Below are 21,182 nucleotides of genomic sequence, written 5' to 3'. Positions count from 1 at the left end.
GTCACCGGTCGGGAGCTCAGGCCAGGTCGGCCATCAGCGCGACGATCGCGGCGTGCAGCTTGGCCTGCCACGGGTCGTTGGTGTCGAGCTGGTTGGACGCGGCGCGCAGCTGCGCGATCGCGTTCTTGGCGTTCTTGCCGGAGGCGTCCTCGGCCTTGTCGACCATCTTGGTGACGTTGGCCAGCTTGTTGGCCTTGATGTCGCCGTCACGCGCGACCTGGTCCATGTGGGCCCGGACGACGGTGAAGCTGGGCGCCCACTCGTACTGGCGCATCGACATCGCGTTGTGCTCGGCGAGCTGGACGGTCTTGGCGGCAGCCAGCTCGTTGGCCGTCAGGTCAGCGGTCGCCAGCACCTCGTGGACGTCGAAGCCGCGGTTGATCTCCGAGCCGTAGACGTTGCCGTTGTACCAGTAGGTGGACCAGTAGCCGCCCAGCACCGTGGCGGTCGGGTTGATCGCGCCGCGGTCGAAGTAGCCGATCTCGCGCGGGTTGGCGGGGTCGGTGAAGTCGAGCAGCGTCGCGCCGCCCTGGTACCAGGCCTGGACCATGACGTCACGGCCGGGCACCGGGAGGATGTTCGCCTGGTGGGCGACGCAGTTCTCGGTGTTGCCCTGGGCGGCCGGGAGCTTGTAGTAGCTCTGGAACTCCAGCTTGGGCTTGGGGCCGCTGCGGTCGATGGTGAAGAACGCGTTGGCGCCCCACTCCATACGGTGGTTGGCGACGCAGCGGGGGCCGCTGCCGCCGCCCCACTCGTCGGTGAACATCACGGTGGTGCCGTCGTTGTTGAAGTTGGCCGAGTGCCAGTAGGCGAAGTTCTCGTCAGCCACGTGGTCGAGCCGGACCGGGTCGGCCGGGTTCGAGATGTCGATCAGGATGCCGTTGCCCTGGCAGGCGCCGGCGGCCAGCCCGATCTCCGGGTAGACCGTGATGTCGTGGCAGGTCGTGGAGTTCGGCGACGGCGAGTAGTTGCTGCCGGCCGGCGAGCACGAGTTGGCCGCCGAGGGGTTGAACGGGTTCGGCGTGGTGCTGCACGGGTGGCCGGAGCGGGTCGGGCCGTTCTGCAGGCCGTTGGGCGCGCCGGTCTCCTCGTCGGCGAACAGGCGCCACTCCTTGATGACCGAGGCCGCGGCGGGGTTCTTCACCGGCACCTTGATGATCTCGATCATCCACTGCGAGGGGTTGGGGCTGGTCGCGCTGGTCTGCTGGCAGCGGCCGTTGACGTAACCCTCGGGGGTGTGGACGTACTCGGACGCGGAGCGCTGGCCCGAGGTGCCGCTGTTGTAGATGTAGACGTGGTCGGGGTCGTTGGGGTCCTCGACCAGGCGGTTGGTGTGCGAGCCGCGGCAGGTCTGGATGACGGCGACCTGCTGCGGGTTGCTGATGTCGCTGATGTCCCAGATGCGCACGCCGCGCGCGCGGTTCTGGGCGTTGGCGCCGCCGGCGACGCAGTCGACGCGCCCGCCGGTGGCCTCCACGGAGGTGAACATCAGGTTGCCGTAGACGTTGACGTCGTTCTGGCTGCCGGGGCAGAAGACCGACACCTCGATCGTCGGGTTCTTCGGGTCGGAGATGTCGTAGACCGTGAAGCCGTCGTAGTTGCCCTGGATGGCGTGGTTGCCGGTGAACGCCATGTCGGAGTTGTACGAGCCGGACCCGGGGAAGGCCTGCTGGGACTTCGGGAAGTGCGCCACGAGGTTCATGCCCGAGGACACGGACTCACCGGGCTGGAGCGACGCACGCGGGTCGGTGGTGGAGGGGTAGTCGTCCTGGGCGGTAGCAGGGGCCACGCCCATGCTCAGGACGAGCGCTGCAGCAGCGGCCATGGGCCCTGCCCACTTGCGCTGCACAGATGATCTGATGGCCATCAGAGTCGAACCTTTCCTGGCGCACGGTGTCGCCGTGGCCCCGTCGGTCCCGCGGGACCGGCCAGACCGCGAACCCTGCTCCTTCGCAGGGTTCTTGCAGAGTGCGCCGGGCTGTACGTTATGGCTGCACACCCGTCTCCGGCAACCTTTCCTGGAAGATTTTCATCGGTTGCGCCACAACCACTGTCGGGCGCGGGTGCGTGACGCCCTTCCCAGCGCGCCGTGCCGGTGCCATGCTGGGGCATGGCCGAGACCGAGAACGACCAGCAGGGCGAGTGCCCACGGTGCCAGCGGCGCACGCTGCTCCGGGCGGTGATCGAGGAGGTGCGCGGAGCCCTCGGTGGAGAGCTGTCACGGGAGCCCGCCAAGTTCCAGATCTGCCCCGTCTGCGGGTGGAACGACCTGCCCGACCGGTCGGCGCACAGATAGACCCGAGTGCGTCCTCGAGGCGGCCGCTCTATCGCCGACCCCGAGGCCCGCGCCGCCTGACCCACGCGTCCCGGCCGGAGGGGTGGGGCTAGCCCCCCTGCGACCGGCCGGTTCGCACGATGGTGCGCGGCACGCCGGGCCGACAGGCTCGGGGTATGCCGCTCGCCACCCAGACATCGACCGTCGCAGCACGTCCACGGCGCCCGGGACCGACCATGGTCGGACAGGGACGGGACCACAGACTGACGACAGCGGCCGCCGGTGACCTGCACGATCGCCGCATGTGTCCTTCCGGCGTGCGCCCGACGGCGGTCTGGCGACCTGCGCGACCCCGTCGCGTCCTGCTGCTCTCCGACTCCTTCCGCCCGACCGTCAACGGCGTGACGACCTCGGTCGAGGAGCTGCGGTCGGGGCTGCTCGAGGCCGGTCACGACGTCCGCGTCCTGACGGTCGGCCCCGGGCGCCGCACCACGGTGGACGACGGCGTCTACCGCCTGCCGTCGCTGGACGCCAGCACGATCTATCCCGCGGCCCGGCTCGGACGGCCGGTCGACGCCCGCACCTTCGCCGACCTCGTCGGCTGGCAGCCGGACGTGCTGCACTCGCACACCGAGTTCGTGGCGTTCTGGTGGGCCCGTCGCCTCGCGCGCCGGCTCGACGCACCGCACGTGCACACCTACCACACGCTCTACGCCGACTACACGCACTACTTCTTCCCGCACGAGCCGACCGGGCGGGCCCTCGCCGCCCGCTTCGCGCGGCAGACCCTCAACCGGACCGACACCGTGATCGCCCCGACGGCCAAGATCGAGCGCCTGCTGCGGGGCTACGGCATCCGTGTGCCGGTCGCGGTGGTGCCGACAGGGGTCGACCTCACCCGGTTCACCCCCGGCCCGCCGTCGGAGGAGCTGCGGGCGCGGCTCGGCCTGGCGCCCGGCGTGCCGGTGATCCTCAGCCTGGGCCGGCTGGCGGCGGAGAAGAACGTCGCCGAGGTCATCGAGCTGCTGGCCGGCGTGCGGCAGGAGCCCTGGCAGCTCGTCGTCGCCGGGGACGGACCCCAGGCCGGAGCGCTCCGAGGTCAGGTGGAGCGGCTCGGGCTGACCGACCGCGTCCGTTTCGTCGGCGCCGTCGAGCCGGCCCGGGTGCCGGACTACTACCGTCTCGCCGACCTCTTCGTCTCGGCCTCGCGCAGCGAGACGCAGGGCCTGACCTTCCTCGAGGCCCTCGCGAGCGGGGTGCCGGTCCTGTGCCGGGACGACCCCTCGCTCGACGGTGTGGTCCGCGACGGGCACAACGGCCGTCGCTACCGCACCCCGGACGACTTCGCCCGCGCCCTCACCTGGGTGGTGCGCGACGCCGGGCTGCGCCGCCGCTGGTCGCACGGGGCCACCCTCACCGCGGCCGGCTTCGGGCGGGACGCCTTCGCCCAGGACGTCTGCGCCGCCTACGACCGGGCCCGCGGCTCGGTCGGGACCGCACGGTGGGCGGCATGAGCGCGGCCGACGGATGCGCCGCGACCGTCGTGGAGCGGGAGACCGCGACGGAGGAGGCGCCGTCCCCGACCCGCGAGCGCACGCCGCAGGCCCTCGCCCTGTTGCGCTGGTCGCGGCGCACGGCCGTCGTCGGCTGGCTGGTGCTGGCCGGGCTCGTGGTCTGGGGCATCACCTCGGGCACCCTCACCTCGGTGACGCGGCTGCGGGAGACCGTCGACGGCTTCGGCCCGTGGGCCCCGGTCGCCTACGCCTTCCTGGGCGCCAGCGAGTCGCTCGTGCCCGTGCTGCCGGGCTCGGCCACGCTCGTCGCCGCACCACTGATCTTCGGTCCGGTGGTCGGCACGCTGGCCGCCTACGTCGCGACCTGCCTGGGGTCCACCGCGGTCTTCCTGCTGACCCGGCACGTCGGCGCCGACCTCGTCACGGCCCGCTTCCGTCCGGCCACGGTCGAGCGCTACCTGGGGTGGTTGGGGCACCCGTCCTTCCCGCGGTGGTTCGCCGTCGCGATCGCGCTGCCCCTCGCTCCCGACGACCTGCTGTGCTCGCTCGCCGGGCTGACCCCCATGCGGCTGCGCACCTTCCTGCTCGTCATCCTGCTGCTCAAGCCGGTGACCCTGGTGGCCTACACGTGGGGCGTCCTGGCGGTCCTGCGGCAGGTCTTCCCGTGGGTGGCGTCATGACCGGCACGCCGACCGTGCCCGTGGTCAACATGGCCAGCGAGAGCGACATCTCGGTCCAGGGGCACGGGGTCCACACGGCCTACGTCGAGCTCGCCGGGGCCCTGGAGCGGCGCGACGACGTGCGGCTCGTCCGGGGCGACTACCACCGGCGGACCCCCTGCGACGTCTACCACCTCCACACGATCGGCCCCGGTGTGCTGCCCAAGGTGCTCGACCGGCGGGTGCCCACGGTCGTCTCGGCGCACGTCATACCGGACTCGCTGGTGGGGTCGATCCGCCTGGCCCGCTGGTGGCGTCCGCTCGCGAGCCGCTACATGCGGTGGTTCTACTCCCGGGCCGACGTCGTGCTGGCGGTCTCCGGCACGGTGGCGCGGGTGCTGCGCGAGGAGCTGGGCATCCCCGCCGAGCGGGTGCAGGTGCTGCACAACACCGTCGACATGCCGGCCTACGCGCCGGAGCCGGGGGCCCGCGAGGCGGCGCGCCGCGAGCTGGGGCTGGACCCCGACGGCTTCGTCGTCGTGGGGGTCGGGCAGGTCCAGCCGCGCAAACGCGTGGACCTCTTCGTGCGGATGGCCCGGGAGCACCCGGACGTCACCTTCGTGTGGGTCGGCGGCATCCCTTTCGCCCACGCCGCGGCCGAGCTGGGGAAGATGCGCCGGCTCATGGCCGACCTGCCGCCCAACCTGCGGGTCACCGACGTGGTGCCCCACGAGGTCGTCCGGCGCCACCTGCACGCGGCGGACGTCTTCTGCCTGCCGGCCGAGCAGGAGAACCACCCGATGTGCGTCCTCGAGGCGGCCGGGGCGGGGCTGCCGATCGTCGTGCGGGACCTGCCGGAGTACGACGACACCTTCGGGCAGGACGTGCTGCGCTGCGACGACGACGGCTTCTCCGCCGCCGTCGGGCGGCTGCGGGACGACCCGGACGAGGCCCGCCGCTGGCGGGAGGGGGCCGCCCGGATCGCGCGGCGGTTCGACAGCTCCACGGCCGCCGAGCGGCTCACCGGCCTCTACCGGGAGCTCGCCGCCCGCTGAGGTCTGCGTCACACTGGCGCGCGCCACCCTTGACGGCCTGCGGCGCACCGGTGACGATTCGGCCAGCGATCCGCCCCCGCCACCCCTGGGTGGAGACGGGTCACCGCCCGCCGGGCTTCCGTGCGCCCGGCACCGCACCCTGCCCGCGTCCCCTGTTCGCGCTGCCCGTGGGCGGCGCACGAAAGGCCCCCGCCGATGCACCTCCGTCGCCCCGTCCTCGCCGCCGTCACCGGCCTCGCCCTCCTGGGTGTGGGCCTGCCCGCGGCCTCTGCCCACGTCGACCTCACCCCCAGCACGACCGAGGCCGGGGCTCCGACCCTGCTGACCTTCGAGACCACCCACGGGTGCGAGGGTTCGCCCACCACGTCGTTCACCATCACCGTCCCCGAGATCGTGCTCGACGTGCAGCCCACGCTCTACCCGGGCTGGGACGTCGAGAAGGTCGAGGGCGAGCTGAGCACCCCGCTGGAGCTGTCCGACGGCACCACGATCGAGACCTACACCGCCGCGGTCGTCTACACCGCGCAGGAGCCGGTCGAGGACGGCTACCGCGTCGCCTTCGAGATCGCCATGCGCAACCCCTACCTGCCGGGCGAGCGGCTGAGCTTCCCGACCGTCCAGACCTGCGAGGACGGCGAGATCGAGTGGTCCGACCCGGTCCCCGAGGGCCAGGACCCCCACGAGATGGACACGCCCGCCCCGACCTACACGGTGACCGAGGAGGGCGACGGCGAGCACTCGCACGACGAGGCGTCGGTCGGCGACGAGGCCGAGGCCACCACCGAGGACGCCGCCCACGAGGACGGGCACGACGAGGCCGCCGCGGAGGAGGAGACCGAGGTCGAGGCGGCCGCCCCGGCCCCCGTCAGGGTCGAGGAGCAGGGCACGCCGGTCGTGGCGTGGATCGCGCTGGCGCTCGGCCTGCTCGGCGCCGTGCTCGGCGGGCTGTCCTTCGCCCGCGGGCGTCGCGCCTCCTGAGCCGCACCGCCCGACCAGGATCCGCCTGAGGTCCCGCTCCCGAGGACCTCAGGCGGTGACGGTGGGGTCGTCCCGGTGGGTCCAGCGCGCCATGGCGACGAGCATCACCAGACCGGCCGTGGTCGCGGTGGCGCTCGCGACGAGGCCGCCGGCGACCTGCCAGCCGACGAGCAGCCCGACCAGCCCGAGGGCGGTCATCGCCCAGCCGATGATGCCGAAGACGGGGGCGGAGAACGCCCGGGCGAAGGGGATGAAGTGCGCCCCCACAGCCGTCACGACGAGGGCGGGGACGAGCTCCGGGCGGGCGATCCCGACCAGCAGCCGGGCGCCCAGCACGATGGCCGCGACCATGCCCAGCACCGACGCGACGTAGACGAGCCCGCCCGTGCGGGTAGGGGGAGAGGCGGGTGTCAGCCGACGGCGGCGGAGGAGCATCTGCCAGACGGCCACGACCAGGGCCAGCGCCCAGGCGACGCGGGCCAGCAGGGCCCAGACGTCGGGAAGGCCGGGGGCGTTGACCAGCACGAAGGCGGTGGCGCCCGACAGCCCCACGAGGCCGCCGACGACCACCGGGTGGCCGGGCACGGAGATGGGGCGGACCAGGGCGGCGTCGTCGCTGCTCATCGACCCACCCTCGCACGCCGGGGCGCGACCGGCCGAACCCTCTCCGGTCCCGGCCCCGTCAGCCGAGCAGGTCGAGCAGCTCGGGCATCCGGGCCACGGCGTCCCGCGCCAGCAGGAAGCCGACGATGCCGACGACCCAGGCCGTCAGCTCGGGGCCCGTCCGCTCGAACGAGCGCGAGAGGCGCTCGAGGACGGGCTGCACGAACCGGTGCGCGAGGACCCGCGCGGCGAGGAGGACGAGCGCAGGGAGCACCATCACCAGGCAGTAGCCGGCCAGGGTGGTGACGCGTGCCCACGGCGCCAGGTCGCTGGTCAGCAGCAGCCCGATCGCCCCGAGGTAGGGGAGCATCGTGGCGACCTCCACCAGCGCGGCCGTGAGGGCGAGCGCGACGAGCCCCCCCGCCCCGGCGCCGCCCGTCGCCCGCTCGCGCCACCGGGTCAGCCGGCCGGGGCCCGAGTCCTGCCTGCGACGACCCGGGAGGAGGCTCAGCACGAGCATCCCGATCCCCAGCGCCAGCTGCGCCCGCACGGCCCACGGCGTCTCGAGCAGGTCGACGAGACCGGCCAGGGCTGCGCCCAGCCCGAGCAGCAGGGCGAGCCCCACGAGCAGGTAGAAGGCGGCGACGGTGCCCAGGAAGAGCAGCACGCGTCCGGCCCGCACCCGGCCGGGTGCGAGCAGCAGCCACACCGGGATCAGCAGCGTGCCGAAGCTCGTCGAGTCGACCAGGGCGAGGACGAGCAGGGTGGCGGCGAGGGCGAACGTCATACCTCCAGGCTGGGCCGGACGGACCCACCCGCACATCGGCCGATCGGGTCGACCGGCCCCGTGGGGCTCCGACCTTGGTAGGGGCGTGGGCCGGGGTGGGGGATGCACCCGGACTTGTTCCATATACCCTGGGGGGTATATCTTCGGGCTCAGGACCTCCCATCTCCCACCACCAGGAGCGACCCGCATGCTTCTCGAGCGCATCTACGACGAGGACCTCGCCCAGGCCAGCTACGTCATCGGCTGCCAGGCGCAGGGCGAGGCGGTCGTCGTCGACCCCCGCCGTGACGTCCAGCCCTACCTCGACCTCGCCGCCAGGCACGGGATGCGGATCGTCGCGGTCACCGAGACCCACATCCACGCCGACTACCTCTCCGGCACCCGCGAGCTGGCCGCCGCCACCGGCGCCCGGATCTACGTCTCGGGCGAGGGCGGCGAGGACTGGCAGTACGGCTTCGAGGGGACCCGCCTCCACCACGGCGACACCATCACCCTCGGCAACGTCGCCCTGCAGGCCGTCCACACCCCGGGCCACACCCCCGAGCACCTCGTCTTCCTCGTGACCGACGGCGCCTTCAGCTCCGAGCCCGGCTACCTGCTCTCCGGGGACCTCGTCTTCTCCGGCGACCTGGGTCGCCCCGACCTCCTCGACGAGGCGGCCGGGGGCGTCGACACGCGGTTCCTGGGCGCGACGCAGCTGTTCCGCTCGCTGCAGGAGTCCTTCCTCACGCTGCCCGACCACGTCCAGGTCTTCCCGGCGCACGGCGCGGGCTCGGCCTGCGGCAAGGCCCTGGGTGCGCTGCCCTCCACGACCGTCGGCTACGAGCGCCGCCACGCCTGGTGGGCGCCCTACCTCGCCGCCGGCGACGAGGAGGGTTTCGTGGCCGAGCTGCTCGACGGGCAGCCCGACGCGCACGCCTACTTCGCCCGCATGAAGCGGCAGAACAAGCTCGGCCCGACCGTCCTGGGCCAGCGTGACCCGCTGACCGAGCTGGCCCCCGCCGCGGTCCGGTCCGCCCTCGAGGCCGACACGATCACCGTCGTGGACACCCGCCCGGTCGACGAGGTGCACGCGGGCACCGTCCCCGGCTCGCTGTCGATCCCGGTGCCCGACAAGGCCGCCACCTACGGCGCCTGGGCCTACGACCCGGAGGCGGACGACCGCCCGTTGGTGCTCCTCGCTCCTGATCGAGCGAGCGCCCAGGACCTCCGGGACCACCTGGTGCGCGTCGGCGTGGACGACGTGACCGGCTACGTCACCTCGTTCGACGGGCTCCCGTTGGAGAGGCCCGCGACCGTCCCGCCCGCCGACCTCGAGGGTATGGAGCGCGCCCTCCTCCTCGACGTCCGCACCAGGACCGAGCATGCCGCCGGCACCATCCCCGGCGCCGAGCAGCTCTCCGCCGGCCGCGTGCTGTGGCACACCGACCGGCTGCCGCGCGACGGCCAGATCGTGACCTTCTGCCAGTCCGGCGTCCGCAACAGCGTCGCCGCGTCTGCGCTGCGCCGCGCCGGCCTCGACGTCGTCGAGCTCGAGGGCAGCTACGCCGGGTGGCTGCAGGAGACGGCGGGCCGCGCCGGCGCGGCCGGCTGACCGGCCGACGCGCTCGATCGACGAGGAGAGCTCCCGTGACCCTGTCCCTGACCCTCGGACTCACGCTGCTGCTGGCCGTCCTGGTCGGGGTCGCCCTCGGCCTGCTCGGCGGGGGAGGCTCGATCCTGACCGTCCCGATCCTGACCTACGTCGCCGGGCTGGAGGCCAAGGAGGCCATCGCCGCCTCGCTCTTCGTCGTCGGCGTGACGTCGGCCGTGAGCGTCCTCGCCCACGCCCGGGCCCGCCGCGTGCGGTGGCGGACCGGCCTGGTCTTCGGTGCCGCGGGCATGGCCGGCGCCTTCCTGGGCGGGCTGATCGGGGGCCACCTCCCGGGGACGCTGCTCATGATCGCCTTCGCGCTCATGATGCTCGCCACGGCCGTCGCGATGATCCGCGGGCGCCGGAGTGCTCCCGAGTCCGTCGTCCGGGAGCTGCCGGTGCCCACGGTGGTGCTCGAGGGCCTCGTGATCGGTCTCGTGACCGGCGTCGTCGGCGCCGGCGGGGGATTCCTCGTCGTCCCGGCGCTCGTCCTGCTCGGCGGGCTGCCGATGTCCGCCGCCGTGGCCACCTCCCTGCTCGTCATCGCGCTGAAGTCGTTCGCCGGGCTGGTCGGCTACCTCGCCTCGGTGCAGCTCCACTGGCCGCTGGTGCTCGGCGTGACCGCCGCCGCGGTCGTCGGCTCCTTCCTCGGGGCCCGCCTCGCCGGCGTCGTCCCCGAGCGGGCCCTGCGCGCCGGCTTCGGCCTCTTCGTCCTCGCCATGGGTGCCGTCGTGCTCGTCCAGGAGCTCGGCGTCCCGCTCTGGCCGGCCGCCCTCGCCGGTGCGGCCGTGCTGGCCCTGGCGGCGGCGTGCTGGTTTGTCGTGCCCGCCTGCCCCCTGCGCCGCCTCGTCGCCCGCACCGCCTGAACGCTCCCGTCCGATCCCCTCGACCCCACCACCACCACCACCGAAGGAGAACTCCGATGTGCCGTCCCACCACCTGCAGGAGCTGCGGCAAGACGACCTGGGCCGGATGCGGCCAGCACGTCGACGAGGTGATGAAGAACGTGCCAGCGGGCCAGCGCTGCCCCGGTCACGTCGAGACCCCTGCGCCCGCGAGCAGCGGCTCGTTCCTCTCGCGGCTCATGGGCCGTCGCTGACCGTGCCCGGCTCAGCCCCGTGCGTGGGCCGCACCACGGCATACCCCTGGCGGTATCCTGGCGAGCAGGTCGCTCCGACAGGGGCCGCCTCGACCACCGAAGGAGACCCATGGTCACGCTGAATGAGGACGAGATGGCCCCCGTGATCAACCGGCTCCGCCGCGCCCAGGGGCAGATCGGCGGCGTCATCCGCCTCATCGAGGAGGGACGCGACTGCAAGGACGTCGTCACCCAGCTCGCGGCCGCCAGCAAGGCCCTCGACCGGGCCGGCTTCGCGATCGTGTCCTCGGGCCTCAAGCAGTGCCTGAGCTCGCCGGAGGGCGTGCAGCCCGAGGACCAGGCGGTGATGGAGAAGCTCTTCCTGACGCTCGCATGAGCCGGGACGCCGTCCCGGTCGGGCCAGATTGGCTTCGAGCGGGGCCGACCGTCAGAATGCTCCCATCGACGTTCGTCTATGGATCGGATCGGCATGAGCTCCCGCGCACCGGGCACCGAGTCGCCCGCAGCGGCTCCTGTCACGCACCTGTCCACCACCGACAAGTACCTCCCGGTGTGGATCGGTGCGGCGATGGTGGGGGACTGCTGCTCGGCCGACTCGTCCCCGGCCTGGGTGCCTGGCTGGGGGCCGTGGAGGTCGACGGCATCTCGCTGCCGATCGCTCTCGGGCTGCTCGTGATGATGTACCCGGTGCTGGCCAAGGTCCGCTACGACCGGCTCGGCTCCGTCGTCTCCGACCGCCGCCTCCTGCTCAGCTCGTTGGTCCTCAACTGGCTGGTCGGACCGGCGCTGATGTTCGCCCTGGCCTGGGTCTTCCTGGCCGACCTGCCGGCATACCGCACCGGGCTGATCATCGTCGGCCTGGCCCGGTGCATCGCGATGGTCGTCATCTGGAACGACCTGGCCTGCGGCGACCGCGAGGCCGCTGCCGTCCTGGTCGCCCTCAACTCGCTCTTCCAGGTCCTCGCCTTCGCGGGCCTGAGCTGGTTCTACCTCTCCGTCCTGCCCGGCTGGCTCGGCCTGGACCAGGCGGTGCTGGACGTGTCCCCCTGGCAGATCGCCACCTCGGTGCTGATCTTCCTCGGCATCCCGCTGCTGGCCGGGGCGCTCTCGCGCGTCTGGGGCGAGCGGGCCCGTGGCCGGGCCTGGTACGAGGGGCGCTTCCTCCCGGCTGTCAGCCCCTGGGCGCTGCGCGGCCTGCTGTTCACCATCGTGCTGCTGTTCGCCCTGCAGGGCGACCGCATCACCTCCCAGCCGTTGGACGTCGCGCGCCTGGCGGTGCCGCTGCTGCTCTACTTCGGCCTGATGTGGAGTGCAGGCTTCGCGCTCGGCGCGGTCCTGGGTATGTCGTACGAGCGCACCACGACGCTCGCCTTCACCGCAGCCGGCAACAACTTCGAGCTCGCCATCGCCGTCGCGATCGCCACCTTCGGCATCACCTCCGGGGAGGCGGTCGCCGCCATCGTCGGACCGCTCATCGAGGTGCCGGTCCTGGTCGGCCTCGTCTACGTCTCCCTCGCCCTGCGCTCCCGCTTCGTCTGAGCGCGAAGGCGAACCTGACCAGGTCGAAGGCCTCGGCGGGTGCGTCCACCCCAGGCCCTGTGGGGGAAACCCCGCTCGTGACGCCACGAAGTGCACTCCGCGCGGCCATTCCAGAGGCGACCGGCCAGGGCCACGGACGGCATCCCGCTGCAGGGGAGGAGAGGCCCGACAAGCATGCGTGGCCGAAGACCTGTCGAACAGCAGGTGGAGACGCGTCACCCCGGTGCCTCGTGGCACCGGGGTGACGTCTAGATGGGGGTCTGTGGTGTCACACCGAGGCGGCTGGCCGAGAGACGCGCCACCACTTCCACACGAGTGGCACGGCGACGGCGAGGGCGACGAAGGAGTAGAGCACGATCGACAGAGGTGTGGCGACGAGCACCGAGACGTCACCGTCCGAGAGCTGGAGCGCCCTCCGCAGCTGCATCTCCGCCCTCGGCCCCAGGATGACACCGATGATCAGCGGCACGACGGACAGCCCGTAGCGTCGCATCACGAGGCCCAGCAGTCCCATCACGAAGAGGGTGTAGAGGCCGATGGTCGTCCCGTCCGCGGCGTAGGACCCGATGGCCGCGAAGAACAGGATCCCGGCGTAGAGGTAGGGCCTGGGGATGCGCAGGAGCTTTGCCCAGACCGGTGCCAGGGGGAGGTTGAGCAGTAGCAGGAGGGTGTTGCCGACGAAGAGGCTGGCGATCAGCGCCCACACCAGCTGCGGCTCGTTGTTGAACAGGAGCGGCCCCGGTTGGATGCCGAACTGCTGGAAGGCCGCCAGGAGGACCGCCGCAGTCGCGGACGTGGGCAGGCCCAGGGTGAGCAGCGGGACGAGGACTCCTGCGGCGGACGCATTGTTTGCCGCCTCGGGGCCGGCGACGCCCTCGATCGCCCCGTGCCCGAAGTCCTCGGGCTTCTTGGACAGCCGCTTCTCGGTCACGAAGGACAGGTAGGTCGGGATCTCCGCCCCACCGGCGGGCATAGCCCCGAACGGGAATCCGATGCCGGCCCCCCGTAGCCACGGTTTCCACGACCTCTGCCAGTCCTCCTTGCTCATCCACGGACGTCCGACCGGGATGACCTCGACAGGCTTCTGACGAAGATGCATCGCGATCCAGAGCGTTTCTCCCACGGCGAAGATGCCGACCGCGACGATCACGACGTCGACCCCGTCGAGCAGACCAGGCGCACCGAAGGTCAGGCGGTCCTGGCCGGTGGTGATGTCGAGGCCGACGAGCCCGATGAGCAGGCCGAGGCCGAGGGAGGCCAGCCCTCTGATCCGTGAGCTGCCAAGGACCATCGTGACCGCGGCGAAGGCGACGATCATCAGCGCGAAGTAGTCGGCGGGCGTGATCGAGATCGCGAAGTCGACCACGATCGGGGCCACCAGGACCAGAAGGGCCGTAGCGATGGTGCCTGCGACGAAGGAACCGATGGCGGCGGTGGCCAGCGCCTGCGGGGCCCGGCCCGCCTTGGCCATCTTGTTGCCCTCGATGGCGGTCATGACGGCCGAGGCCTCGCCCGGTGTCTTCAGCAGGATGGACGTGGTGGACCCGCCGTACATGGCGCCGTAGTAGATCCCCGCGAACATGATGATGGACCCCGTCGGGTCCAGCGAGAAGGTGACCGGCAGGAGCAGCGCGACGCTCATGGCGGGACCGATGCCGGGGAGGACACCCACCGCTGTGCCGAGGATCACGCCGATGAGCGCGAAGAGGAGGTACATCGGCGTCAGCGCCTGGAAACCGTCCAAGAGGGCAGACAGCGACTCCATGGTCAGAGCACCCCCGACAGGATCCCGGCCGGCAGGTGGATCCTCATCAGCTCGACGAACAGGAAGTAGCTCACGAAGGAGAGTGCCAGGGAGAGCACCGCGTTACGCGCGTAGTGCCGGTTGCCGAGGGCGGTCGCCGCTCCCCAGAACAGGATGGCACCGGAGATCGGCCACCCCAGGGGCTCGATCAGGACGGCGTTGGAGAGGAACGCACCCGCCACACCGACGAAGGCTCGCCAGTCGGACGGGGTGTCCAGGTCGATGTCCTCGCCGCCCTCGACCTCTCCGCGCCCACCCCGGTATACGTCGATCGCGAGCGCGATGCCGCACCCGACCAGGAGGAGCCCGACGGCCGCTGGCATGACCCCCGAGCCCAGCGGGCCCTGGGTCGCCGCGTTGGTCGTCAGGGTCGACGCCTGCCAGAGTGAGACACAGCCGCACACGAGCAGGAGCGCGGCGACCCAGAACTCGGACGCGCCCTTCCACCGCGACGTGTTTTCGCAGCGCTCCAAGGTCACGAGTCCAGCCCCTCCAGCGCCTTGCTGATCTGCTCCCGCTGGTTGTTCAGATAGTCGCCAAACTCGTCACCGGTCATGTAGGCGTCGATCCAGCCGTTCCGCTCCAGCGCTTCCTTCCACGGGGCAGACGCGTACACCTGGTCGAAGGCCTCGATGATAGCGTTCACCTGGTCCTCGGAGAGCTCGGGGGGTGCGACCACGCCGCGCCAGTTCGCCACCTCGACGTCGGTGCCCTCCTCGGTGAGGGTAGGGACCTCAGGCAAACCCTCGAAGCGCTCCGGGCCCGTCGTGGCCAGGACCCGGAGCTCGCCGGCCTCGGCGAGCTCGGGGACGTCCGCGGCACTGGTGAAGGCGAAGTCGACCTGACCGCCGAGCACGGCGGGGATGACTCCGCTCCCTCCGAAGGTCACGTACTTCACGGCCGCGCGGTCGATGCCGTTCGCCTCCGCGATCAGCAGCGGAGCCAGGTGGTCGGCCCCTCCGATGGCAGAACCGCCGCCGACATTGAGACCTGGGTTGGCCTGCCAGTCCGCGATGAGGTCGTCGAGGTTCTGGTAGGGCGAGTCCATGGGGACGATGACGGCGAGGTAGTCGTCGATCAGCTTCGCGATCGGTGTCGTGTCGTCGAAGGTGACGGTAGAGTCCTGGGAGACGGTCGCTGCCACGAGGCCGAAGCCCATTTGCATGATGAGCTCACCGTTGCCGTCCTCTTCGATGAGGCGCGCGAGCCCCACAGCACCGTTGGCCCCATCGACGTTGAAGACGTCGACGCGCTCCACGATGCCCTCCTTCTCCATGGCCTGGGCAGCGGTCCGGGCGGTCATGTCCCACCCACTCCCTGCCGCATTGGGCACCATGTACCGCAGCTCGGTCAGGGCCCCGTCACCGCTTTCTCCCCCGCACGCCGTGCCGAGAAGTGCCACGGCGCTGAGCGCCGCCGCGATGCGGATGTAGCGAAGATTCATCTTTGGACCTCCAGTCGTCGTGTGTTGCCGGGATCCTGGGGCCCCAGGGGGCGGGACGTCACGCTTGCGTCACCAATGCACCTTGTGTTGCTTGTGGCTTCAGGAGGGCCGCTCCAACCGTCAGCCTGCCGGTACAGTCGCTGGCCGTGCGGCTACCCAGGCTCTCGCTGGCCAGACAGCTCCTGGTCCTCCAGGTCATCCTGACCGTGGTGACCCTGGGCATGGTTGCGCCCGCACTTTACGTCCAGTCGACGTCCGACTCCCGTCGGACCGCCGGGAACAGGGTCCTGAACCTGGCCGAGACCTTCGCGACCGACTCGACCGTCCGTGGCGTGCTCGAAGGCGTGATCCCCGAGGGTGCCCTGAACCCGGCAGCAACGCGTGTCCAGTCCGTCTCGGGGGCAGACTTCGTGGTGGTCCTGACGGACGCAGGAACAGTGGCGGCCACCCAGATGCCAGACCATCTGGGCAAGCCCTGGGACCTGGAGAGAAGTACTGTCAGGGAGGGCCGTGCCTGGGTCGGGGTGCATCCTCTCGACGGCCAGCCCACCGTCCAGGCGCATGTCCCCGTGCTGTCCGCAGACCGGGTCGAACGCCTCGGCTACGTCGTGGTCGGCCAGGAGTATCCGAGCTTCAGCTCCCAGATCCGGGCCTATGTCCCCAACATCTTCCTCTACCTTGGCCTGGCCGCGTCCCTCGGCGTCATCGGTTCGTTCCTCCTCGCCCGACGCATCAAGCGTCAGACGCTCGGCCTGGAGCCGCACGAGATCGTCGGCCTGATCGATAACCGTGAGGCGTTCCTCTACGGCATCCGCGAGGGCGTCGTCGGTCTGGACACCAACAACCGGGTCACGCTGATCAACAACAAGGCGGTCGAACTGCTTGACCTGGACGTGGACGCCATCGGCAAGGACGTCGCCGACCTCGGCCTGCCCGAGACGGTGGCTCGTGCCTTCACCGACCGCACCAGCGTGACGGACCAGGTGCTGAGCGTCGGTCCCCGCATCGTCGTCATGAGCCAGATGCCCGTCATGGCGCGGGAAGTCCTGATCGGCTCCGTCACGACCCTCAGGGATCGGACGGAGCTCACCACCCTCCGCCAGGAGCTGGACACCACCCGGCATACCGCTGAGGCGCTCCGGGCGCAGACGCACGAGTTCAGCAACCGTCTCCACACGATCGCCGGCCTCCTGGCCATCGGGGAGCCGGAGCGGGCGCAGGACTACGTGACGAAGATCAGGGCAGCCCACAACCAGCTCCTCCACGACGTCACGTCACGGATACTCGACCCCACCCTGGCGGCCCTGATCATCGCGAAGGGCAGCCTGGCGTCGGAGAGGGGGGTCCCCTTCCAGGTTGCCCCCGCGACACACCTCGACGAGATCCCCTTGGACCTCGCCGCCGACCTCGAGACCATCATCGGCAACTTCGTCGACAACGCCCTCGACGCCGTGTCCGGGAGCCGGGATCCGTGGGTCGAGCTCGAGCTTCGGATGGACGACGACCACGTCCTGACGCAGGTGCGGGACTCGGGGCCGGGGATCCCCGGGCACATCGCGAACTCGCTGTTCGAGGCCGGCATCAGCACCAAAGCGAGCGACGACTCACGTGGCATCGGACTAGCGCTTGCGCGCCACGTGTGCGTGCTGCGCGGTGGGGAGATCTCAGCCCATAACGAGGAGGGGGCCGTCTTCACGGCGCGACTGCCGTGGCCACAACGGCCATAACGCTAGTTGCCGCCTCAAGGTCGCGCCGCGCCACCGACCTGGGCCAAGGTGTGCCCAAGTCTCGGACAACGCAGAAGGAGCGCCGTGAACGCCCGCCAGAAGCTGAAGTATCTCCTCCACAACGGCCCTGTGACGCAGGTGCCCTCGGTCTACGACGGACTGACCGCTCGGCTCGCTCAGGACGCCGGCTTCGAGGCGGTCAGCGTGACCGGCAACGGTGTCTCCGCAAGCCTTCTGGGTAAACCTGACATCGGTCTCGTCTCCCTGGCCGAGAGCGCCCAGGTCGCGCACAACATCGCGAACGCCATCAGCATCCCGGTCATCTTCGACGCCGATACCGGCTACGGAAGCGCCATCAACGTCACCCGCACGGTCGTGGAGATGGAGGGCGCCGGGGTTGCGGGCATCAAGCTCGAGGACCAGGTCACCCCCAAGCGGTGCGGCGTGCTGGATGTACCGATCCCGGTGGTGACCGAGAGGGAGTACCTCGGCAAGATCGAAGCAGCGCTGTGGGCCCGCAAGGACGACGACTTCGCGATCATCGCCCGGACCGACGCCGCCAGCACTCTCGGCGTGGCCGCGGCCGCGCAGCGGGCGCAGCGCGCGATCGAGCTCGGCGCCGACGCAGCGTTGGTGGTCGGTGTGCGCGAGCCCAGCGACATCAAGATCGTCATGGACACGGTGGACGCGCCCCTGCTCACCCTGGTGGAGGAGAAGGGACCCCTGTCGACCATGGACGTCTCGCAGATCGGGGAGTTCGGCTTCGCTCTGGCCCTCTACCCGGGCGTCATCCGGTACTCCATGGTCGGGGCTGCCCGCCGCGCCCTCGCCACCCTCAAGGACGAGGGCCAGAGCACCAGCGTGCGGCCCCTGATGGCCACGCCGGACGAGTGGAACCAGCTCATGGGCCTGGAGGAGTACTTCGAGGTGGAGCGTCGGTTCGTCAGGGGTGAGGGCCAGGCCGAGACGGCCCGCCCCTAGGTGTACCCGGCCATCACGTTGGTGACAGGCGGCTGATGGGTGGGTTGCCTCCGAGTGCGCTGTGGCGGCGTTCAGTGTTGTAGTGCTCGAGCCATGGCCCAAGGGCGGCGGTGTGCGGTTCCCCCCAGATCGTGGAGGGCTTCGGGCTAGGGACTGCCCTCGGTCTGGTTGACACTCGGGGTTTGTGGTGATCAGGCCGCGGGTGCGGTCGTGTAGATCATCTCAAACTCGACGGGGGTGAGTCTGCCGAGGCCCCGTTGGCGACGACGCCGGTTGTACTTCGTCTCGATCCAGGTGACCATCGCCAGTCGTAACTCCTCGCGGGTATCCCAGCGCCTGGTGTTGAGGACGTTCTTTTGCAACAGCGCGAAGAAGGACTCCATGCTGGCGTTGTCGCCGGCGCCATAGGAGCGGCCCATCGAGCCGACCAGGCCGTTGTTCACGAGGAGCCGCTGGGTGCGTTTGGCACGAAATTGACCGCCCCTGTCGGAGTGACAGATCGTGCCCAGCGGTGAGCGGAGCGCGATCGCGTTGCGCATCGCGGCCCGGGCAAGGCTGCCCCTCATCCGAGAGTCGATCGAGTATCCGACGATCTTGTTGGAGAAGACGTCCTTGATCGCGCAGAGGTAGAGCTTGCCCTCTCGTGTGGGGTGCTCGGAGATATCCCAGAGCCAGACCTTGTTCGGGGCATCGGCCTTGAACTCGTGCCGGACCACGCCGTGCTCATCGACCACGGTGAGCAGGTCATCGTGCGGCGGCGGGCCAGCGGTGCCGGCCTTGGAGCGCTTCTTGTGATGGGAGGCGGTGATGCCGGCGATGTGGCACAGCCGGTGAACGCGGTTCTCCCCGACGTTGATGCCGTACTCGATGTTCAGCTCGTCGGTGAGGAACCTGTACCCGAGCGTGGGGTCGTCGGCGTGTGCCTCGTACAGCACGTCGATGAGGTGGGCGTCGTCCCAGTCCCGTTGGGACACGGGGTCCTTGAGCCACTTGTAGTACCCCTGGGTCGAAAGACCCAGGACCCTGCACGCCACCGCGACCGGCACCTGAATCAGGGCACCGGCCGCGGCCATCTCACGGACGAGCGGGAAGGCTATTTTCCCGGCAGGTTCGCCTGCGACAGGTAGGCAGCGGCCCGCCGCAGGACCTCGTTCTCCTGCTCGAGCAGCCGGATCCGCTTCTTCGCTTCGCGCAGCTCGGCGCGGTCGGCATCGGTCAGGCCGGGACGCCGACCGTCCTCGACGTCGGCCCGCTTCAGCCAGTTCGTCAACGAGCCTTCGGAGATGCCGAAGTCCTTCGCGATCTGCGACAGAGGTGCCTGGCCCTGACGGGCCACGGCCACGACGTCGTCGCGGAACTCCTTGGGGTAGGGCTTTGTCACGGGGACATCCTTCCGCCTGAGGCCGAAACCTCAGAAGTCAGGTGTCAACCAAACGCGGGGCAGTCCCTTCGACGACCCGAACCTGGTGTCGGCCGCGGGCCTGGTGCCAGTGATCGCACTGGCCGAGCAGGCCGGGCTCGGTGAGCTCGCGCAGCAGCGGCTCAGCGTGCCCACCGACAAGGGCGCCAACGCAGGAGCGAAGGTGTGCGCGCTGGTGGGCGGCATGGTCGCCGGCGCGGACAGCATCGACGACATGGCGCTGCTGCGCCACGGCGCGATGAAGAAGGTCTTCTCCGCCTGCTACGCACCCTCGACGCTGGGCTCGTTCCTGCGGGCGTTCACCTTCGGCCACGTCCGCCAGCTGGATGCCGTTGCCTCCCGGGTGCTGACCAACCTGGCCCACGCCACCCCGGTGGTCAAGGGCCTGGACGAGTACGCGGTGGGGGACGTCGACGACACGATCATCGAGGTCCACGGGTACGCCAAGCAGGGCGCCGGGTTCGGCTACACCCGGGTGCGCGGGCTGAACGCGCTGCTGGCGACCGTGACCACCGAGCAGGCAGCTCCGGTGATCGTGGCCAGCGGCTGCGCAAGGGCTCGGTCGGCTCCCCGCGCGGGGCGAGCCGGCTGGTCACCGACGCCCTGGCGACGGTGGCCAGGATGCGCAGCACCCGGGCCAGCCGGCCGGTGCTGGTGCGCGCTGACTCGGCGTTCTACGGCCACCCCACCATCGGTGCCGCCGTCCGCGCCGGCGCGGACGTCTCGGTCACCGTCCGCCTGAGCAGCGACGTCCGGGCCGCGATCGCCACCATCGACGAGGACGCGTGGACGCCGATCGAGTACACCGACGCCATCCGGGACGAGGCCACAGGGGCGTGGATCTCCCGCGCTGAGGTCGCCGAGATCCCGTTCACCGCGTTCACCGCCCAGGCCCGTTCGCGCCACGTGCCCGGCCGCCTGGTCGTGCGCCGCATCCCCGACCTGAACCCCAAGAACGGTGATGGTCAGGACCAGTTGTTCGACACCTGGCGCTTCCACGCGTTCTTCACCACCACCGAACCCGCCGTCCTGGACACCGTCGCGGCGGACAAGACCCACCGCGCTCACGCGGTCATCGAGAACGTCCACGCCGACCTGAAGAACTCTGCGCTGGCACACCTGCCTTCCGGCAAGTTCGCCGCGAACGCTGCCTGGCTCGTGCTCGCGGTTACCGCGTTCAACCTCACCCGTGCCGCCGCCACGCTGACCGGCCCCCAGCTGGCCCGAGCGACCACCGCCACCATCCGCCGGACCCTGGTCACCGTGCCCGCCCGGGCAGCGTCCTCAGCGCGGCGACTCCGCCTGCACCTGCCCACGAACTGGCCCTGGCAGCAGGCCTGGAAGCCACTGTTCGCCAGCGTCTGCGGACCGCCCCTACCGGCCACGACCTGACCACCCAGCCGGCGACGGCGCGACCCCAGGAAACCTGTACGTGGAACACCCCGACAGCGAGGTCGGGAGATCTCCTACGCCCACCTCCGCGAATCGCCTACGCGCTCCGCAACGCGCTGCTCAGCGACGTCCATCGGTGGAGCGAGGCTTAGACAAGCCACATCCCACTCGGAGGTTCTCCTTCGTTCAGCCAGGCTCGCCGCTACCAACGTCCTGGCTGGGTACACCTACGGACACCCGTCATCCGGCAGGCGCCGCGGGCGTTCACCCGC

18 protein-coding genes and 3 pseudogenes are annotated in these 21,182 nt (G+C 70.8%); 13 read left to right on the top strand and 8 right to left on the bottom strand.

All coding sequences use genetic code 11. The features are described from left to right. Positions 1-16: 16 nt before the first annotated feature. Complete coding sequence (locus FB476_RS13980) at positions 17-1,825, bottom strand: LVIVD repeat-containing protein (RefSeq protein ID WP_141820470.1); 1,809 nt, start codon at positions 1,823-1,825, stop codon at positions 17-19. A gap of 285 nt (positions 1,826-2,110) precedes the next feature. On the opposite strand from FB476_RS13980, the gene FB476_RS13975 reads away from it, so the two are divergent. From FB476_RS13975 to FB476_RS13955, 5 genes are all read left to right on the top strand, one after another. Further along, positions 2,111-2,296, top strand: a complete 186-nt coding sequence (locus FB476_RS13975; RefSeq protein ID WP_141820468.1) for a hypothetical protein — start codon at positions 2,111-2,113, stop codon at positions 2,294-2,296. A 281-nt stretch (positions 2,297-2,577) separates the two neighbouring features. Then, entirely contained in the window at positions 2,578-3,789 is a 1,212-nt protein-coding gene (locus FB476_RS13970; RefSeq protein ID WP_141820466.1) for a glycosyltransferase, read from the top strand. Then, positions 3,786-4,469, top strand: a complete 684-nt coding sequence (locus tag FB476_RS13965) for a TVP38/TMEM64 family protein (protein WP_141820464.1) — start codon at positions 3,786-3,788, stop codon at positions 4,467-4,469. Before FB476_RS13970 ends, FB476_RS13965 begins: the two co-directional genes overlap by 4 nt. Continuing rightward, positions 4,466-5,503: a glycosyltransferase family 4 protein gene (locus FB476_RS13960; protein ID WP_141820462.1), complete on the top strand. Its 1,038-nt coding sequence runs from the start codon at positions 4,466-4,468 to the stop codon at positions 5,501-5,503. Before FB476_RS13965 ends, FB476_RS13960 begins: the two co-directional genes overlap by 4 nt. 195 nt (positions 5,504-5,698) lie before the next feature. Further along, the gene (locus FB476_RS13955; RefSeq protein ID WP_141820460.1) at positions 5,699-6,481 is read left to right on the top strand and encodes a YcnI family copper-binding membrane protein; all 783 of its coding nucleotides are present in this window, start codon (positions 5,699-5,701) and stop codon (positions 6,479-6,481) included. Positions 6,482-6,529: 48 nt separating this feature from the next. Here FB476_RS13955 and FB476_RS13950 read toward each other — a convergent pair whose 3' ends face one another. Both FB476_RS13950 and FB476_RS13945 read right to left on the bottom strand, forming a co-directional pair. Continuing rightward, positions 6,530-7,105, bottom strand: a complete 576-nt coding sequence (locus FB476_RS13950; protein ID WP_141820458.1) for a hypothetical protein — start codon at positions 7,103-7,105, stop codon at positions 6,530-6,532. A gap of 58 nt (positions 7,106-7,163) precedes the next feature. Then, on the bottom strand, positions 7,164-7,871 hold the full coding sequence (locus FB476_RS13945; RefSeq protein ID WP_141820456.1) for a GAP family protein: 708 nt from the start codon (positions 7,869-7,871) through the stop codon (positions 7,164-7,166). A 187-nt stretch (positions 7,872-8,058) separates the two neighbouring features. Between FB476_RS13945 and FB476_RS13940 the strand changes: the two genes are divergently transcribed. The 5 genes and pseudogenes from FB476_RS13940 to arsB all read left to right on the top strand — a co-directional run bounded on the left by FB476_RS13940 (position 8,059) and on the right by arsB (position 12,142). Next, positions 8,059-9,465, top strand: coding sequence for an MBL fold metallo-hydrolase (locus tag FB476_RS13940; RefSeq protein ID WP_141820454.1), 1,407 nt, complete (start codon positions 8,059-8,061; stop codon positions 9,463-9,465). 41 nt (positions 9,466-9,506) lie between these two features. Beyond that, entirely contained in the window at positions 9,507-10,370 is an 864-nt protein-coding gene (locus FB476_RS13935) for a sulfite exporter TauE/SafE family protein (protein WP_141820895.1), read from the top strand. A 56-nt stretch (positions 10,371-10,426) separates the two neighbouring features. Next, on the top strand, positions 10,427-10,603 hold the full coding sequence (locus FB476_RS16525) for a hypothetical protein (protein WP_170233665.1): 177 nt from the start codon (positions 10,427-10,429) through the stop codon (positions 10,601-10,603). Positions 10,604-10,712: 109 nt separating this feature from the next. After that, positions 10,713-10,979: a metal-sensitive transcriptional regulator gene (locus FB476_RS13930; RefSeq protein ID WP_170233664.1), complete on the top strand. Its 267-nt coding sequence runs from the start codon at positions 10,713-10,715 to the stop codon at positions 10,977-10,979. Between the two features lie 93 nt (positions 10,980-11,072). Next, positions 11,073-12,142: pseudogene (arsB, locus tag FB476_RS13925) on the top strand (ACR3 family arsenite efflux transporter). A gap of 268 nt (positions 12,143-12,410) precedes the next feature. Here arsB and FB476_RS13920 read toward each other — a convergent pair. From FB476_RS13920 to FB476_RS13910, 3 genes are read right to left on the bottom strand one after another with little or no spacing between them, the layout of a single operon-like run. After that, a complete protein-coding gene (locus FB476_RS13920; RefSeq protein WP_141820452.1) occupies positions 12,411-13,907 on the bottom strand; it encodes a tripartite tricarboxylate transporter permease in 1,497 nt (498 codons plus the stop codon). Positions 13,908-13,909: 2 nt separating this feature from the next. Beyond that, positions 13,910-14,425, bottom strand: a complete 516-nt coding sequence (locus FB476_RS13915; protein ID WP_141820450.1) for a tripartite tricarboxylate transporter TctB family protein — start codon at positions 14,423-14,425, stop codon at positions 13,910-13,912. After that, positions 14,422-15,390 carry a Bug family tripartite tricarboxylate transporter substrate binding protein gene (locus tag FB476_RS13910; protein ID WP_141820448.1) on the bottom strand — a complete coding sequence of 323 codons (969 nt, stop codon included), beginning with the start codon at positions 15,388-15,390 and terminating at the stop codon, positions 14,422-14,424. The genes FB476_RS13915 and FB476_RS13910 overlap by 4 nt, the downstream gene beginning before the upstream one ends. Before the next feature lie 146 nt (positions 15,391-15,536). Between FB476_RS13910 and FB476_RS13905 the strand changes: the two genes are divergently transcribed. Then, the gene (locus FB476_RS13905) at positions 15,537-17,117 is read left to right on the top strand and encodes a sensor histidine kinase (RefSeq protein ID WP_141820446.1); all 1,581 of its coding nucleotides are present in this window, start codon (positions 15,537-15,539) and stop codon (positions 17,115-17,117) included. A gap of 84 nt (positions 17,118-17,201) precedes the next feature. Beyond that, on the top strand, positions 17,202-18,098 hold the full coding sequence (locus FB476_RS13900; RefSeq protein WP_170233663.1) for an isocitrate lyase/PEP mutase family protein: 897 nt from the start codon (positions 17,202-17,204) through the stop codon (positions 18,096-18,098). A gap of 13 nt (positions 18,099-18,111) precedes the next feature. On the opposite strand, the pseudogene FB476_RS13895 reads toward FB476_RS13900, so the two are convergent. Both FB476_RS13895 and FB476_RS13890 read right to left on the bottom strand, forming a co-directional pair. Further along, positions 18,112-18,207: pseudogene (locus tag FB476_RS13895) on the bottom strand (integrase core domain-containing protein); the annotation flags it as partial. 82 nt (positions 18,208-18,289) lie between these two features. Further along, a protein-coding gene (locus FB476_RS13890) for an IS3 family transposase (RefSeq protein ID WP_141820442.1) occupies positions 18,290-19,479 on the bottom strand; the annotation gives its coding sequence in 2 pieces (ribosomal slippage) (positions 18,290-19,198 and positions 19,201-19,479; 1,188 coding nt in all). A gap of 16 nt (positions 19,480-19,495) precedes the next feature. Here FB476_RS13890 and FB476_RS13885 point away from each other — a divergent pair. After that, positions 19,496-20,910 (top strand): annotated as a pseudogene (locus FB476_RS13885) (IS1380 family transposase). Positions 20,911-21,182: the final 272 nt, after the last annotated feature.

The sequence above is a fragment of the Ornithinimicrobium humiphilum genome (assembly GCF_006716885.1).
GTDB classification, from domain to species: Bacteria; Actinomycetota; Actinomycetes; order Actinomycetales; family Dermatophilaceae; genus Ornithinicoccus; species Ornithinicoccus humiphilus.
Note: the sequence above shows the minus strand (reverse complement) of the source record. Positions and strands in the feature narration are given on the sequence as shown.

What these genes read in the sequence shown, in the direction of transcription:
- FB476_RS13980 (WP_141820470.1), bottom strand. Translation starts at nt 1,825, where the DNA reads ATGGCCGCTGCTGCAGCGCTCGTCCTGAGCATGGGCGTGGCCCCTGCT.
- FB476_RS13975 (WP_141820468.1), top strand. Translation starts at nt 2,111, where the DNA reads ATGGCCGAGACCGAGAACGACCAGCAGGGCGAGTGCCCACGGTGCCAG.
- FB476_RS13970 (WP_141820466.1), top strand. Translation starts at nt 2,578, where the DNA reads ATGTGTCCTTCCGGCGTGCGCCCGACGGCGGTCTGGCGACCTGCGCGA.
- FB476_RS13965 (WP_141820464.1), top strand. Translation starts at nt 3,786, where the DNA reads ATGAGCGCGGCCGACGGATGCGCCGCGACCGTCGTGGAGCGGGAGACC.
- FB476_RS13960 (WP_141820462.1), top strand. Translation starts at nt 4,466, where the DNA reads ATGACCGGCACGCCGACCGTGCCCGTGGTCAACATGGCCAGCGAGAGC.
- FB476_RS13955 (WP_141820460.1), top strand. Translation starts at nt 5,699, where the DNA reads ATGCACCTCCGTCGCCCCGTCCTCGCCGCCGTCACCGGCCTCGCCCTC.
- FB476_RS13950 (WP_141820458.1), bottom strand. Translation starts at nt 7,105, where the DNA reads ATGAGCAGCGACGACGCCGCCCTGGTCCGCCCCATCTCCGTGCCCGGC.
- FB476_RS13945 (WP_141820456.1), bottom strand. Translation starts at nt 7,871, where the DNA reads ATGACGTTCGCCCTCGCCGCCACCCTGCTCGTCCTCGCCCTGGTCGAC.
- FB476_RS13940 (WP_141820454.1), top strand. Translation starts at nt 8,059, where the DNA reads ATGCTTCTCGAGCGCATCTACGACGAGGACCTCGCCCAGGCCAGCTAC.
- FB476_RS16525 (WP_170233665.1), top strand. Translation starts at nt 10,427, where the DNA reads ATGTGCCGTCCCACCACCTGCAGGAGCTGCGGCAAGACGACCTGGGCC.
- FB476_RS13930 (WP_170233664.1), top strand. Translation starts at nt 10,713, where the DNA reads ATGGTCACGCTGAATGAGGACGAGATGGCCCCCGTGATCAACCGGCTC.
- FB476_RS13920 (WP_141820452.1), bottom strand. Translation starts at nt 13,907, where the DNA reads ATGGAGTCGCTGTCTGCCCTCTTGGACGGTTTCCAGGCGCTGACGCCG.
- FB476_RS13910 (WP_141820448.1), bottom strand. Translation starts at nt 15,390, where the DNA reads ATGAATCTTCGCTACATCCGCATCGCGGCGGCGCTCAGCGCCGTGGCA.